Here is a 14,948-nt window from a genome sequence, read left to right as displayed (position 1 = left end):
CATGACCATCCAGGTGCTCAACGGCGCCAACCTCGGCCGGCTGGGCACGCGCGAGCCGGAGAAGTACGGCACGACGACGTACGCCGAGCTGGTCGGACTGATCGAGACCGCGGCCGCCGACCTCGGGGTCGACGTGCGGGTGCGGCAGACCGACTCCGAGGCCGAGCTGCTGGGCTGGGTGTTCGACGCCGCCGACGCCGGCGACCCGGTGGTGATCAACCCCGGCGGCTGGTCGCACACCTCCGTCGTCCTGCGCGACGCGCTGGCCGGCCTGCGCGCGCCGCTGGTCGAGGTGCACATCACCAACATCCACGCCCGCGAGGCGTTCCGGCACCACTCCTACGTCTCGGCGGTGGCCGACGGCGTCATCGCCGGGCTCGGCGTGCAGGGCTACGAGCTGGCCCTGCGGTACCTGGCGGCCGCCCGGTGACGACGGCCGCGGAGCGCCGGGACCGGCTGCGGGCAGTGGCCGCCGAGGCCGGCCTGGACGCGGTGCTCGTCACGAACCTGCTGAACGTGCGGTACCTGACCGGGTTCACCGGCTCCAACGGCGCACTGCTGCTGCGCCTCGACGGGGACGACGTCCTCGGCACCGACGGCCGGTACACGACCCAGGCCGGGCTCCAGGTGCCGGACCTGGAGCTGCTGGTCGACCGGGCCACGGTCCCCGCGCTCGCCGTCCGGGCGGCGCACCTGGGCACCGGCCGGCTCGGCTTCGAGTCACACGACGTCACCGTCGACGGTGTCCACCAGCTGGATCAGGTGCTCACCGAGGCCGCCGCCGGCGGCACGGCCCCGGAGCTGGTCAGCATCCGGCGGGCCGTGGAGGCGCTGCGGGCGGTCAAGGACGACGGGGAGGTCGCGGCGCTGCGCCGGGCGTGCACGGTCGCCGACCGGGCGCTGGCCGAGCTCGCCGCCGAGGGCGCGCTGCGTCCGGGGCGGACCGAGCTGGAGGTCGGCCGTGAGCTGGACGCCCGGATGCTGACCCTGGGCGCCGAGGCGCCGTCCTTCGAGACGATCGTGGCCACCGGCGCCAACTCGGCCGTCCCGCACCACCGGCCTGACGCCACGGTGCTGCGCGACGGCGACTTCCTCAAGCTCGACTTCGGCGCCACCGTGGACGGCTACCACTCCGACATGACCCGCACGCTGGTGCTTGGGCACGCGGCGGACTGGCAGCAGGAGGTCTACGAGCTGGTCGCCGCCGCGCAGGCGGCCGGGCGGGCGGCGCTGGCCGTCGGCGCCGAGGTGACCGCGGTGGACGCCGCCGCCCGCGAGGTCATCGCAGCGGCCGGGCACGGCGACCACTTCACCCACGGCCTCGGGCACGGCGTCGGCTTGGAGATCCACGAGGCGCCGGGCATCTCGGCACTCGGCGCAGGTACGCTGGCCGCCGGCATGGCCGTCACCGTGGAGCCAGGCGTCTACCTGCCCGGCCACGGCGGGGTCCGGATCGAGGACACCTTGGTCGTCACGGATGGCGAGCCGGAGTTGTTGACCCTCACGAGCAAGGAACTGCTGGTCCTCTAGATGGCTACCACCAACGACCTCAAGAACGGCATCGTCCTGAACCTGGACGGTCAGCTGTGGACCGTCACCGACTTCCAGCACGTGAAGCCGGGCAAGGGCGGCGCCTTCGTGCGCACCACGCTGAAGAACGTGCTCTCCGGGAAGGTCGTGGACAAGACCTTCAACGCCGGCACGAAGGTCGAGACGGCCAACGTGGACAAGCGGTCGATGACCTTCCTCTACAAGGAGGGGTCGGACTACGTCTTCATGGACGGCGACACCTTCGAGCAGATCTACGTGCCGGCCGAGACCGTGGGCGACGGCGCCAACTACCTGCTGGACAACACCGAGGTCGTCGTGGCCGTGCACGACAGCACCCCGCTGTACGTCGAGCTGCCGGTGACCATGGAGCTCGTCGTCTCGCACACCGACCCGGGCCTGCAGGGCGACCGCTCCACCGGCGGCACCAAGCCCGCGACCCTGGAGACCGGCGCGCAGATCCAGGTCCCGCTGTTCATCACCACCGGCGAGAAGCTGAAGGTCGACACCCGCGACGGCCGCTACCTCGGCCGGGTCAGCTGACCTCGGCGTGGCTGCCCGGTCCAAGGCCCGCAAGCGCGCGGTCGACGTCCTCTACGAGGCCGACCTGCGCGGCGCCGACCCGCTGACGGTGCTGCGCGACCGGATCGCCGACGCCCACCCGCCGGTCCCCGACCACGCCGTCCGGCTGGTGGAGGGCGTGGTCGAGCAGTCCGCCCGGATCGACGAGCTGATCGAGGCCCACGCGTCGGGCTGGTCGCTGGACCGGCTCCCGGACGTCGACCGGGCCGTGTTGCGGATGGCGGTGTACGAGCTGCTCTGGGTCGACGACGTCCCCGACGCCGTGGTGATCGACGAGGCGGTGCAGCTGGCCAAGACGCTGTCCACCGACGACTCGCCGGCCTACGTCAACGGCGTCCTCGGCGGCATCGTCCGCGCCGAGATCCCCACCTGAAGGACCCCTCCGCCCCCCACGCCTCGCGGGCGCGGCGCGGGCCCCCGCGGAGGGGCCGTTCCAGCCTTCGGCCCCCCTGCAGGGTCCCGCTGCGAGCCTGCGAGCAGTGGGGGGCAGGGGGGTCCTTCCTCAGCGAGGGGCGCGGCGGCGCTCCCAGTCCAGTGGCTCGTCCTCGTCGTTGGCGTAGATGCTGCCGTCGGCGCCGGGGGAGAGCACGCCCCACTCGATGAGCCGGGTGGTCAGCTCGTCGGGGCTCATGTCGTAGATGATCGCCAGCGACTTGAGGTCCTCGGCGCGGATCGACAGCACCTTGCCGTTGTAGTCGTGCCGCTGCGCCTGGATGGTCGAGGCGTACCGGGCCAGCGGCCCGGCCTCGTCCGCGGGCAGGGAACCCAGGGACTCCAGGTTCAGCACGATCTTCGTGCTCTTGGTGACCGCCGAGCTGGGGCGCGGGTCGGGCAGCAGCTCGGACACCGGCACGCCGTAGAAGACGGCCAGCTCGGAGAGCCGCTGGACGGTGACGGCGCGGTCGCCGCGCTCGTAGGAACCGACCACGACGGCCTTCCAGCGGCCGTGGGACTTGTCCTCGACGCCCTGCAACGACAGCCCCTGCTGGTTGCGGATCGCCCGGAGGCGGGCGCCCAGCGCCCGGGAGTAGTCGGTGCTCATGCTGCTGCTCACTGACTGTCGTCGGATGGGGGGGAAGCTCGTGACTCAGAGTACTGGTGACGCAGAGTACTGGTCGCGCCGGGCGTGCAACAGTCGGCGGTCCATCGTCCGTGCCGACCGCCCCCCTCCGGGGGGAGACGGGGCTCACCCGGGGTGGTGCAGTACCGTCGCTCGTGCTCCCACCGCTCCTTTAACGACCCGTCCCGTGAGGCGGGGAAGGAGGCCTCCTTGGCCGAGCCTGCCCTCGGGGCGCCCACCACCGGCGCGCTGATGTCCGCCGACGACGTCGCCCGTGTGGTCGACCGCGTCGCCCACCAGCTCATCGAACGGGCGGCCGCCGCCTCGCCGGGCGCTCCGGACGGCGGCCTGTCCGACCTGGTGCTGGTCGGCATCCCGACCCGCGGCGCCCCGCTCGCCCGCCGGCTGGCCGGCCGGATCGAGGCCTTCAGCGGCACCGCCGTCGACGTCGGCACCGTGGACATCACCCTCTACCGCGACGACCTGCGGCTGCGCGGGGTCCGGGCCCTGGAGGAGACCCGCCTCCCCGGCGCCGGCATCGACGGACGGCTGGTCGTGCTGGTGGACGACGTGCTGTTCTCCGGCCGGTCGGTGCGCGCGGCGCTGGACGCCCTGCGCGACCTGGGCCGGCCCCGGGCGGTGCAGCTCGCCGTCCTGGTCGACCGCGGGCACCGGGAGCTGCCGATCCGCGCCGACTACGTGGGGAAGAACGTGCCGACCTCCCGGTCCCAGCAGGTCAGGGTGCACCTCACCGAGGTCGACGGCGTCGACGAGGTACGGCTGATGGACGGCGACCGGTGAAGCGGCACCTGCTCGAGGCCGGCGACCTCGACCTCGCCGACGCGACCCTGGTGCTGGACACCGCCGCGCAGATCGAGGCGGCGCTGGCCGGGCGTGAGGTGAAGAAGCTGCCCACGCTGCGCGGCCGCACGGTGGTCAACCTGTTCTTCGAGGACTCGACCCGCACCCGGATCTCCTTCGAGCTGGCCGCCAAGCGGCTGTCCGCCGACGTCATCAACTTCTCGGCCAAGGGCAGCAGCGTGTCCAAGGGGGAGAGCCTCAAGGACACCGCGCTCACCCTGGAGGCGATGGGCTCGGACGCGATCGTCGTCCGGCACAGTGCCTCCGGCGCCCCGCACCGGCTGGCCCGCTGGGTCCGCGGCAGCGTGGTCAACGCCGGCGACGGCACCCACGAGCACCCCACCCAGGCGCTGCTGGACGCCTACACGATCCGGCAGCGGCTGGGCCGGCTCGACGGCGTCCGGGTGGCGGTGACCGGCGACGTGCTGCACAGCCGGGTGGCCCGCTCCAACGTCTGGCTGCTGCACACCCTGGGCGCCGAGGTCACCGTCGTCGCCCCGCCCACCCTGCTGCCGGTGGGGGTGGGCAGCTGGCCGGTGGCGGTGTCCTACGACCTGGACGCCGTGCTGCCCAAGGCCGACGTGGTGATGATGCTGCGCGTCCAGGCTGAGCGGATGAACGCCTCGTTCTTCCCCTCCGCCCGGGAGTACAGCCGGCGCTACGGGCTGGACGCCCGGCGGATGGCGCTGCTCCCGGACGACGCGATCGTCATGCACCCCGGCCCGATGAACCGCGGCATGGAGATCGCCCCGGAGGTCGCCGACTCGGTGCGCTCCACCATCGTCGAGCAGGTCGGCAACGGCGTCTCGGTGCGGATGGCCGTCCTGTACCTGCTGCTCGGAGGAGCTCCCGAATGACCACGCTCGTGATCGAGGGCGCAAGGCCCTACGGCGAGGACGCGGTGGACCTGGTGCTGCGCAACGGGGCGATCGCCACCATCGGCGAGGACCTCACCGTCCCCGGCGCGGACGTCGTCGACGGGCGCGGGCTGGTGCTGCTGCCCGGCCTGGTCGACCTGCACACCCACCTGCGGGAGCCCGGCCGCGAGGACGCCGAGACGGTGGAGACCGGCAGCCGCGCGGCGGCGCTGGGCGGCTTCACGGCGGTGCACGCCATGGCCAACACCGACCCGGTCGCCGACACCGCCGGCGTGGTCGAGCAGGTGTGGCGGCTGGGCCAGGAAGCCGGCCTGGTCGACGTCGTCCCGGTCGGGGCGGTCACCGTGGGCCTGGCCGGCGGCCAGCTCGCCGAGCTCGGCGCGATGGCGGACTCCGCGGCCCGGGTGCGGGTGTTCTCCGACGACGGGCACTGCGTCGCCGACCCGGCGCTGATGCGCCGCGCGCTGGAGTACGTCAAGGCCCTGGACGGCGTCGTGGCCCAGCACGCCGAGGAGCCGCGGCTGACCACCGGCGCCCAGATGCACGAGGGCGACCGGTCGGCCCGGCTGGGGCTCACCGGCTGGCCCGCCGCGGCCGAGGAGGCCATCATCGCCCGCGACGTGCTGCTGGCCCAGCACGTCGGCGCCCGGCTGCACGTCTGCCACGTGTCGACCGCCGGCTCGGTGGACATCCTGCGCTGGGCGAAGTCCCGCGGCGTGCAGGTCACCGCCGAGGTGACCCCGCACCACCTGCTGCTCACCGACGAGTGCGCCGAGGGCTACGACCCGGTGTTCAAGGTCAACCCGCCGTTGCGCACCGACGCCGACGTGCAGGCGCTGCGCGCCGGGCTGGCCGACGGCACGGTCGACGCGGTCGCCACCGACCACGCCCCGCACGCCATGGAGGACAAGGAGTGCGAGTGGGCGCAGGCCCGGCCCGGGATGCTCGGGCTGGAGCAGGCGCTGTCGGTCGTCGTCGACACCATGCTGGAGACCGGCCTCCTCGACTGGCGTGGCGTCGCCGACCGGATGTCGGTCCGCCCGGCCGCCATCGGCCGGCTGGCCGGTCACGGCCGGCCGATCGCCGTCGGCGAACCGGCCAACCTCGTGCTGGTCGACCCGGCGCACCGGGGCACCGTCGACCCGGCCGCGCTGGCCAGCCGCAGCCGCAACAGCCCGTACGCCGGCCGGGAGCTCCCCGGCCGCGTGGTCGCGACGTTCCTCCGGGGCGTCCCGACCGTCCTGGACGGAAAGGCACAGAAGTGAGCTCACGAGAGGCCGTCCTCGTGCTCGAGGACGGGCGCGCGTTCCGGGGGGAGGCCTACGGCGCGATCGGGACGACGGTCGGCGAGGCGGTGTTCTCCACCGGGATGACCGGCTACCAGGAGACGCTCACCGACCCCAGCTACCACCGGCAGGTCGTGGTGATGACCGCCCCGCACGTGGGCAACACCGGGGTCAACGACGAGGACGACGAGAGCCGGAGGATGTGGGTCGCCGGCTTCGTGGTCCGCGACCCGGCCCGCCGCCCGGCGAACTGGCGGGCCACCGGCAGCCTGGACGACGAGCTGGTCGCGCAGGGCGTGGTCGGCATCAGCGGCATCGACACCCGGGCGCTGACCCGGCACCTGCGCGACCGCGGGGCCATGCGGGTGGGCATCAGCAGCGAGAGCAGCGACGTCGACGCGCTGCTGGCCCGGGTGACCGCCGCCGGCAGCATGACCGGCGCGGACCTGGCGCCGCAGGTGAGCACCGCCGAGGCCTACGTCGTCCCCGCGGTGGGGGAGAAGCGGTACACGATCGCCGCGCTGGACCTGGGCATCAAGACCGCCACCCCGCGGCACCTGGCCGCCCTCGGCGTGGAGACCCACGTGCTGCCCTCCACCACCACCGCCGAGGAGCTCCTGGCGCACGGCCCGGACGGGGTGTTCCTCTCCAACGGCCCCGGCGACCCGGCCGCGGCCGACTACGCCGTCGAGGCGGTGCGCGGGGTGCTGGACGCCCGCCGTCCGCTGTTGGGCATCTGCTTCGGCAACCAGATCCTCGGCCGCGCGCTCGGCCTGGGCACCTACAAGCTGCGCTTCGGCCACCGCGGCCTGAACCAGCCGGTGCTGGACCGGGTCAGTGGCACGGTCCGGGTCACCAGCCACAACCACGGGTTCGCCGTCGACGCGCCGCTGGACCGGCCCAGCGACACCCCGTACGGCCAGGTGGAGGTCAGCCACGTCGGGCTCAACGACGACGTGGTGGAGGGCCTGCGCTGCCTGGACGTGCCGGCCTTCAGCGTGCAGTTCCACCCCGAGTCCGCGGCCGGCCCGCACGACGCGGCGCCGCTGTTCCAGCGCTTCGTCGACCTGATGGACGCCGCCCGGGAGGGCACCGCGGACGCCGGGGGCCCGCCGCCGGTCGTCTCCGGCTCCACCGGCGAGAAGGAGGCCTGACATGCCCAAGCGCACGGACATCTCGCACGTGATGGTGATCGGCTCCGGGCCGATCCTGATCGGCCAGGCCGCCGAGTTCGACTACTCCGGGACGCAGGCCTGCCGGGTGCTGCGGTCGGAGGGGCTGCGGGTCAGCCTGGTCAACAGCAACCCGGCGACGATCATGACCGACCCCGAGGTCGCCGACGCCACCTACATCGAGCCGCTCACCCCGGAGTTCGTCGAGAAGGTCATCGCCAAGGAGCGCCCTGACGCGCTGCTGGCCACCCTGGGCGGGCAGACCGCGCTCAACATCGCGATCGGCCTGTACGAGAACGGCGTGCTGGCCGAGTACGGCGTCCAGCTCATCGGCGCCGACGTCGACGCGATCAACCGCGGCGAGGACCGGCAGCTGTTCAAGGACATCGTCCGCTCGATCGGGGCCGACGCGCCGCGCTCGACGGTCTGCTCGACCGTCGAGGAGGCGCTGGCCACCGCCGACGAGGTCGGCTACCCGGTCGTCATCCGGCCCAGCTTCACCATGGGCGGGCTCGGCTCGGGCATCGCCACCGACGAGGCGATGCTGCGCCGGATGGCCGGGCACGGCCTGGCCGACTCCCCGGTGCACACCGTGCTCATCGAGGAGTCGGTGCTGGGCTGGAAGGAGTTCGAGCTCGAGCTGATGCGCGACCGCAGCGACAACGTGGTCGTCATCTGCTCCATCGAGAACATCGACGCGATGGGCGTGCACACCGGTGACTCGGTGACCGTCGCCCCGGCGATGACGCTCACCGACCGCGAGTACCAGGAGATGCGGGACGTCGGCATCGCCGTCCTCCGCGAGGTCGGCGTGGACACCGGCGGCTGCAACATCCAGTTCGCCGTGCACCCCGACACCGGCCGGCTGGTCGTGATCGAGATGAACCCGCGGGTCTCCCGGTCTTCGGCGCTGGCGTCCAAGGCGACCGGCTTCCCGATTGCCAAGATCGCCGCGAAGCTGGCCATCGGCTACACCCTCGACGAGATCACCAACGACATCACCGGGGTCACCCCGGCGTCGTTCGAGCCGTCGCTGGACTACGTCGTGGTGAAGATCCCGCGGTTCGCCTTCGAGAAGTTCCCCGGCGCGGACCCCCGGCTGACCACCACGATGAAGAGCGTCGGCGAGGTCATGGCCATGGGCCGCAACTTCACCGAGGCGCTGGGCAAGGCGATGCGGTCCACCGAGACCGCGGCCGCCGGCTTCTGGACGGTGGCGACCGCGGACGCCACCGCCGGGGAGCTGCTGGACCAGCTGCGCGTCCCGGTCGACGGCCGGCTGTACCTGGCCGAGCGGGCGCTCGCGGCCGGGGCCACCGTCGAGGACGTGGCGGCGGCCAGTGGCTTCGACCCCTGGTTCGTCGACCAGATCGCGCTGGTCCAGGAGGTGGGCGCGGCCGTCCGCGACGCCCCCTCGCTGACCCCGGAGCTGCTCCGCCGGGCCAAGCGGCAGGGCCTGTCCGACCGGCAGGTCGCCGCGCTGCGGCCGGAGCTGGCCGGCGAGGACGGCGTCCGCACGCTGCGCTGGCGGCTGGGCATCCGGCCGGTCTACAAGACCGTCGACACCTGTGCCGCCGAGTTCGCCGCCCGCACCCCGTACCACTACTCCTCCTACGACGAGGAGAACGAGGTGCAGCCCCGGGAGAAGCCGGCCGTGCTGATCCTCGGGTCCGGGCCCAACCGGATCGGGCAGGGCATCGAGTTCGACTACTCCTGCGTGCACGCCGTGCTGGCGCTGCAGGACGCCGGCTACGAGGCGGTGATGATCAACTGCAACCCCGAGACCGTCTCCACCGACTACGACACCGCCGACCGGCTATACTTCGAGCCGCTGACCTTCGAGGACGTCCTCGAGGTCGTCGAGGCCGAGCGGGCGGCCGGCCCGGTCGCCGGGGTCATCTGCACCCTGGGCGGGCAGACCCCGCTGGGCCTGGCGCAGCGGCTGAAGGACGCCGGCGTCCCGGTGCTGGGCACCTCGCCGGAGGCGATCGACGACGCCGAGCACCGGGGTGCCTTCTCCCGGGTGCTCTCCGACACCGGCCTGTCCGCGCCGAAGCACGGCACGGCGACGACGTTCGCCGAGGCCCGGGAGATCGCCGCCGGCATCGGCTACCCGGTTCTCGTCCGGCCGTCCTACGTGCTCGGCGGCCGGGGCATGGAGATCGTCTACGACGAGGGGACGCTGGAGGCCTACATCGCCAAGGCCACCGACGTCAGCGCCGCGCACCCGGTGCTGGTCGACCGGTTCCTGGAGGACGCGGTCGAGATCGACGTCGACGCGCTCTACGACGGCACCGACCTGTACCTCGGCGGGGTCATGGAGCACATCGAGGAGGCCGGCATCCACTCCGGCGACTCGGCGTGCGCGCTGCCGCCGATCACCCTGGGGTCGGCGGACCTGCTGAAGATCCGCGCGGCGACGGAGAAGCTGGCCGCCCGGATCGGCGTCCGCGGGCTGATGAACGTCCAGTACGCGATCAAGGACGACATCCTGTACGTGATCGAGGCCAACCCGCGGGCCAGCCGCACGGTGCCGTTCGTGTCCAAGGCGACCGCCGTCCAGCTGGCCAAGGCCGCGGCCCGGATCGCGGTGGGGGAGACCATCGCCTCGCTGCGCGCCGCCGGGGTGCTGCCGGCCACCGGCGACGGCACCGACCTGCCCGAGAACGCGCCGATCGCGGTGAAGGAGGCGGTGCTGCCCTTCCACCGGTTCCGCACCGTCGAGGGCCACGGCGTGGACACCGTGCTCTCCCCGGAGATGAAGTCCACCGGCGAGGTGATGGGCCTGGACGCCGAGTTCGGCACCGCGTTCGCCAAGTCCCAGGCCGCCGTCTACGGCGACCTGCCCACCGGCGGCACGGTGTTCGTCTCGCTGGCCAACCGGGACAAGCGCAGCGCGGTCTTCCCGGTCAAGCGGCTGGCCGACCTGGGGTTCCGGGTGCTGGCCACCGCCGGCACCGCCCAGGTGCTGCGGCGCAACGGCGTCGCCGCCGAGGTGGTCGGCAAGTACAGCGACGGGCCGGGCAACTGCGTGGAGCGGATCCTTGCCGGCGAGGTGGACATCGTGGTGAACACCCCGTTCGGGGCGCCGGGCAACAGCGGCCCGCGGCTGGACGGCTACGAGATCCGCACGGCCGCGGTCTCCGCCGGCATCCCGTGCATCACCACGGTCCAGGGCATGGCCGCCGCGGTGCAGGGCATCGAGGCGCTGCGGGCCGGTGACATCGGCGTCCGCAGCCTCCAGGAGGTGCACGCGGCGCTCGCCGGCGGCACGCCGGCCACGTCCGCCGGGGCCCCGGCGTGACCGCCGGCTCCGCCGCGGCCGGGGGCCCCGGTCTGCTGACCGGCCCGGTGCCCCCGGCGCCGGCCGCGCCGGTGCAGCGGGTGGTCGAGGTGGCCGCGCGGCGGCCGGTCGGCGCCTACGTCGAGCTCGTCCTCGCCGCGCCGGAGGTGGCCGAGCGGGCCTGCCCGGGGCAGTTCGTCGCCTTCGCCGTGGGCGGGCCCTCCTCGGCGATGCTGCTGCGACGCTCGATCGCGATCGCCGGGGTGGCCGACGGCCGGGTGGGCGTCGTCGTCGCCCCGCACGGGCCCGGGTCGACCTGGCTGGCCGGGCTGCAGGTCGGCTCCACGGTGGACGTCGTGGGGCCGCTGGGCCGGCCGTTCCCGCTGCCCGCGCCCGGGACCCCCGCGCTGCTCGTCGGCGGCGGCTACGGCGCCGCCGCGCTGGTCGGGCTGGCCGCGGCCCTGCGGGAGCGCGGGTCGGCGGTCTCCGCCGTGACCGGCGCGGCCTCCGCCGACCGGCTCTGCTCGGTCCAGGAGCTCGGCGGGGTCGCCGACCGGGTCGTCGTCACCACCGACGACGGCACCGCGGGCCGGCGCGGCTGGGTGACCGACGCGGTCGCGGAGCTGGTCGCCGACGTCGGCGTGGTCTACGCCTGCGGGCCGATGGGGATGCTGCGCGCGGTCGCCGAGCTGGCCACGGCCGGCGGCGTCCCGTCCTACGTGGCGGTGGAGGAGTCGATGGCCTGCGGGATCGGGGTGTGCATGACCTGCGTGCTGCCGGTCGTCGGGGACGACGGCCGCACCCGGTTCTCCCGGTCCTGCGTCGAGGGCCCGGTGTTCGGCGGGGACCGGGTGCGGTTCGCCGACGTGGGCACGCTGACCGCCGACGTGGTCGGCGCCGACGCGATGGGGGTCGTGGCATGACCGTGCTGGAGACCGCGGTGGACATGTCCACGGCGCTGGGCGCCGTCCCGGTGCCGGGCCCGGTGCTCACCGCGTCGGGCTGCTCGGCCTTCGGCCGGGAGCTGGAGCCCTTCGTCGACCTCACCGCGCTGGGAGCGGTGGTCACCAAGTCGGTGCAGCTGCGGCCGCGGTCCGGCCGCCCGACGCCGCGGATGGCCGAGACGCCCAGCGGGATGCTGAACTCCATCGGCCTGCAGGGCCCGGGCATCGACGGGCTGCTGGCCGAGGACCTGCCCTGGCTGGCCGAGCGCGGCGCCCGCGCGCTGGTGTCCATCGCCGGCACCCGGGTCGAGCACTTCGCCGAGCTCGCCGAGCGGCTGCGTGGCGTCCCGGGGGTGCTGGGCCTGGAGGTCAACATCTCCTGCCCCAACGTGGAGAGCCGCGGCGAGGTCTTCGCCTGCGACCCGGTGGCCGCCGCCGACGTGGTGGCCGCGGTGCGGGCCGCGGCGGACCCGGCCCAGCCGGTGTACGCCAAGCTCAGCCCGGACGTCACCGACATCGTCGAGGTCGCCCGGTCGGTCGCGGGCGCCGGCGCGGACGGCCTGTCGATGATCAACACGCTGCTCGGGCTGGTCATCGACCCGGACACAATGCGCCCGGTGCTGGGCGGGGTCACCGGCGGGCTGTCCGGCCCGGCGATCCGCCCGGTCGCGCTGCGCTGCGTCTGGCAGGTGCACGCCGCCCTCCCCGAGGTGCCGATCCTCGGCATGGGCGGCATCCGCACCGGCCTGGACGCGCTGCAGTTCGTGCTCGCCGGCGCGAGCGCCGTCTCGGTGGGGACGGCGGTGTTCAACGACCCGTCGGCGCCGGCGCGGGTACACGCCGAGCTGGCCGACGCCCTCGCCGCCCGTGGGTTCGCCCGGCTGGCGGACGCCGTCGGGTACGCGCACCGGCCGGCCGACGCGTGAGCGCGCCCTTCGGGCAGCGGCTGGCCGAGGCCGTCGCCGCCCGCGGGCCGCTGTGCGTGGGCATCGACCCGCACGCGCCGCTGCTGGCCGCCTGGGGGCTGTCCGACGACCCCGCCGGGCTGGCCCGCTTCACCGACACGGTGGTCGACGCGCTTGCCGGGCACGTCGCCGTCCTGAAGCCGCAGCTGGCGTTCTACGAGCGGCACGGCTCCCGCGGCCTGGCCGTCCTGGAGGACGCCGTGGTCCGCGCCCGGGCCGCCGGGGCGCTGGTGCTGCTGGACGCCAAGCGCGGCGACATCGGCTCGACCATGGACGCCTACGCCGACTACCTGCGCCCCGAGCACCCCCTCGCCGTCGACGCGATGACCGTGAGCCCCTGGCTCGGGCCCGGGTCGCTGCAGCCGGCGGTGGACACCGCCCGGCTGACCGGTGGCGGGCTGTTCGTGCTGGCCCGCACCTCCAACCCCGACGCCGGCGCCCTGCAGCACGCCCGCGTGGGCGACCGCAGCGCCGCGCAGGTCGTCGTGGACACCGTCCGGGCCTGGAACACCCCGGGCTGGGTGGTCGGGGACCCGCTGCCCGACCTCGGCTCGGTCCGGGACCTGGCGGGTCGCTGGGGGCCGACCACCGGGTCCTTCGGGGTGGTGGTCGGCGCGACGCTGCGGAAGCTCGACGTGGACCTGGCCGGGCTCGCCGGGCCGGTGCTGGCCCCGGGGCTGGGCGCCCAGGGCGGCTCGGTCGGCGACCTGCGGCGGCTGTTCGGCGACGGGGCCGCCGTCGTCCCCACCGTCTCGCGCGACGTGCTCGGCGCCGGTCCCGACCCGGCCGCGCTGCGGGCGGCCGCCGACCGCTGGACGGCGGAGCTGGCCGGATGAGGCCGGCCGGATGAGGCGGGCCGTGCCCTGGCTGGTAGCCGGGCTGGGCGTCGTCCTGGCCGCTGCCGGGGTGGCCGTCTTCTGGGCCACGAACCTGGCGCCCGCCGACGTCGGCTGGGTCGCCTACGCCCCGCTGGAGGCGGGCGCGGCCCCGCCCGGGGCGGCGACGCGGTGGGCGGCGGTGTGGACCCGGGGGCACGTGATCGGTGCCGCGCTGCTGGTGCTGGGGCTGCTCGTCCTCGCGGCGCTGGGGGGCTGGCTGGCCGGTCGACGCAGCGTCGCGAGCCGGTGACGGACCGTCGGACGACGGGCGACGCTCCCGTCCCGGATCGCTGCTCCCGGCGTGTCACCCGGAGAGCACACCGCTCTCGGGTGCGGAACACCGGGTCGAGGGTGACCGGCCCCCCGCCAGGAACTAGGTTGGCGCCAGGCTCACAACCCGGGCCGATCGAGCACCACACAGACCAGCACACCTCGTCGGCGACCGCGCCGGCATGAGATCGATCGGATTGCTCCGTGCCCCTTCCTGAGTTGTCTCCCGAACAGCGCGCGGCCGCCCTGGAGAAGGCCGCCGCGGCCCGCAAGGCCCGCGCCGAACTGCGCGAGCGGCTGAAGAGCAAGGGCACCACCGTCGGCGACGTCCTCAAGCTGGGGGAGACCGACGAGGTCATCGGCAAGATGCGGGTGTCGGCCGTCCTCGAGTCGCTGCCCGGCGTCGGCAAGGCCCGCGCCGCCAAGATCATGGAACGGCTCGAGATCTCCCCGACCCGGCGCGTCCGCGGGCTGGGCGCCAACCAGCGCAAGGCGCTGGAGACGGAGTTCGGCGGCGACCAGATCGAGCCGGACCAGGTGCCCGCCGAAGGCGCGATCTGACCGGACGTCGTGGTGGCCCCGGCCACCCCGGTCCGAGGATCCACGAGTGGCAGCGACGTCCGCGCGGCTGACCGTGCTCTCCGGCCCCTCGGGCGTCGGCAAGGGCACGGTCGTCGCCGAGGTCCGGCGCCGGCACCCGGAGGTGTGGGTGTCGGTGTCGGTCACCACCCGCCGGCCCCGGCCCGGTGAGGTGGACGGCGAGCACTACTGGTTCGTCGACGACGACTACTTCGACTGGCTGATCGCCAACGACGGCCTGCTCGAGTGGGCCGCCTACGCCGGCAACCGGTACGGCACCCCGAAGGCCCCGGTCGAGGAACAGCTCACCGCCGGCTCACCGGCCCTGCTGGAGATCGAGCTGCAGGGCGCCCGACAGGTCCGGGCGCGGGCGCCCGAGGCGCAGCTGGTGTTCCTGGCGCCCCCCTCGTGGGCGGCGCTGGTCAGCCGGCTGGCCGGCCGCGGCACCGAACTGCCGGAGGTGCAGTCCCGGCGGCTGGCCCTCGCCCAGGCCGAGCTCGACGCCGCGGGGGAGTTCGACGTGGTGGTCGTCAACGACGACGTGGCCCGCGCCGCGGACGAGTTGGTAGGCTTGCTGACTGCGCCACCGCCCGAGCCCTCCGTGTCGAGGGGATCGTCCCGCGGTGACGCCCCCGAGTGAGC

The 14,948-nt window shown here is 74.3% G+C and carries 16 protein-coding genes; 15 read left to right on the top strand and 1 reads right to left on the bottom strand.

Annotated elements, in window-relative coordinates; genetic code table 11:
- Position 1: 1 nt before the first annotated feature.
- Genes aroQ through nusB form a run of 4 tightly spaced genes read left to right on the top strand, consistent with a single transcriptional unit; the run spans position 2 to position 2,503 of the window.
- Positions 2 to 430: a type II 3-dehydroquinate dehydratase gene (aroQ, locus tag ACWIX6_RS13865; protein WP_448613013.1), complete on the top strand. Its 429-nt coding sequence runs from the start codon at positions 2 to 4 to the stop codon at positions 428 to 430.
- Positions 427 to 1,530: a M24 family metallopeptidase gene (locus tag ACWIX6_RS13860; protein ID WP_448613012.1), complete on the top strand. Its 1,104-nt coding sequence runs from the start codon at positions 427 to 429 to the stop codon at positions 1,528 to 1,530. The genes aroQ and ACWIX6_RS13860 overlap by 4 nt, the downstream gene beginning before the upstream one ends.
- Complete coding sequence (gene efp / locus ACWIX6_RS13855; protein WP_448613011.1) at positions 1,531 to 2,091, top strand: elongation factor P; 561 nt, start codon at positions 1,531 to 1,533, stop codon at positions 2,089 to 2,091.
- Positions 2,092 to 2,098: 7 nt separating this feature from the next.
- Entirely contained in the window at positions 2,099 to 2,503 is a 405-nt protein-coding gene (nusB, locus tag ACWIX6_RS13850) for a transcription antitermination factor NusB (protein WP_448613010.1), read from the top strand.
- Positions 2,504 to 2,632: 129 nt separating this feature from the next.
- Here nusB and bldD read toward each other — a convergent pair whose 3' ends face one another.
- The gene (bldD, locus tag ACWIX6_RS13845) at positions 2,633 to 3,172 is read right to left on the bottom strand and encodes a transcriptional regulator BldD (RefSeq protein WP_448613009.1); all 540 of its coding nucleotides are present in this window, start codon (positions 3,170 to 3,172) and stop codon (positions 2,633 to 2,635) included.
- A gap of 228 nt (positions 3,173 to 3,400) precedes the next feature.
- Here bldD and pyrR point away from each other — a divergent pair, with 228 nt between their 5' ends.
- The 11 genes from pyrR (at position 3,401) to gmk (ending at position 14,946) form a co-directional block, all read left to right on the top strand.
- Positions 3,401 to 3,991, top strand: a complete 591-nt coding sequence (gene pyrR, locus ACWIX6_RS13840; RefSeq protein ID WP_448613008.1) for a bifunctional pyr operon transcriptional regulator/uracil phosphoribosyltransferase PyrR — start codon at positions 3,401 to 3,403, stop codon at positions 3,989 to 3,991.
- Positions 3,988 to 4,908: an aspartate carbamoyltransferase catalytic subunit gene (locus ACWIX6_RS13835; protein WP_448613007.1), complete on the top strand. Its 921-nt coding sequence runs from the start codon at positions 3,988 to 3,990 to the stop codon at positions 4,906 to 4,908. Before pyrR ends, ACWIX6_RS13835 begins: the two co-directional genes overlap by 4 nt.
- On the top strand, positions 4,905 to 6,194 hold the full coding sequence (locus ACWIX6_RS13830) for a dihydroorotase (protein ID WP_448613006.1): 1,290 nt from the start codon (positions 4,905 to 4,907) through the stop codon (positions 6,192 to 6,194). Before ACWIX6_RS13835 ends, ACWIX6_RS13830 begins: the two co-directional genes overlap by 4 nt.
- Positions 6,191 to 7,369 (top strand): glutamine-hydrolyzing carbamoyl-phosphate synthase small subunit, encoded by a 1,179-nt coding sequence (gene carA, locus ACWIX6_RS13825; protein WP_448613005.1) that lies wholly within the window; start codon positions 6,191 to 6,193, stop codon positions 7,367 to 7,369. Before ACWIX6_RS13830 ends, carA begins: the two co-directional genes overlap by 4 nt.
- A gap of 1 nt (position 7,370) precedes the next feature.
- Complete coding sequence (gene carB, locus ACWIX6_RS13820) at positions 7,371 to 10,691, top strand: carbamoyl-phosphate synthase large subunit (RefSeq protein ID WP_448613004.1); 3,321 nt, start codon at positions 7,371 to 7,373, stop codon at positions 10,689 to 10,691.
- Positions 10,688 to 11,593, top strand: coding sequence for an iron-sulfur cluster-binding protein (locus tag ACWIX6_RS13815; RefSeq protein WP_448613003.1), 906 nt, complete (start codon positions 10,688 to 10,690; stop codon positions 11,591 to 11,593). Before carB ends, ACWIX6_RS13815 begins: the two co-directional genes overlap by 4 nt.
- Positions 11,590 to 12,540 (top strand): dihydroorotate dehydrogenase, encoded by a 951-nt coding sequence (locus ACWIX6_RS13810; protein WP_448613002.1) that lies wholly within the window; start codon positions 11,590 to 11,592, stop codon positions 12,538 to 12,540. The genes ACWIX6_RS13815 and ACWIX6_RS13810 overlap by 4 nt, the downstream gene beginning before the upstream one ends.
- Positions 12,537 to 13,415: an orotidine-5'-phosphate decarboxylase gene (gene pyrF / locus ACWIX6_RS13805; protein WP_448613001.1), complete on the top strand. Its 879-nt coding sequence runs from the start codon at positions 12,537 to 12,539 to the stop codon at positions 13,413 to 13,415. Before ACWIX6_RS13810 ends, pyrF begins: the two co-directional genes overlap by 4 nt.
- A gap of 22 nt (positions 13,416 to 13,437) precedes the next feature.
- Positions 13,438 to 13,707, top strand: a complete 270-nt coding sequence (locus ACWIX6_RS13800; RefSeq protein ID WP_448613000.1) for a hypothetical protein — start codon at positions 13,438 to 13,440, stop codon at positions 13,705 to 13,707.
- 239 nt (positions 13,708 to 13,946) lie between these two features.
- Positions 13,947 to 14,288, top strand: a complete 342-nt coding sequence (gene mihF / locus ACWIX6_RS13795; protein WP_448612999.1) for an integration host factor, actinobacterial type — start codon at positions 13,947 to 13,949, stop codon at positions 14,286 to 14,288.
- A 46-nt stretch (positions 14,289 to 14,334) separates the two neighbouring features.
- A complete protein-coding gene (gmk, locus tag ACWIX6_RS13790; RefSeq protein ID WP_448612998.1) occupies positions 14,335 to 14,946 on the top strand; it encodes a guanylate kinase in 612 nt (203 codons plus the stop codon).
- Positions 14,947 to 14,948: the final 2 nt, after the last annotated feature.

The organism is Modestobacter sp. URMC 112 (assembly GCF_053502575.1).
The sequence above is the reverse complement of the archived record's forward strand: the minus strand, read 5'-3'. Positions and strand labels throughout refer to the sequence as shown.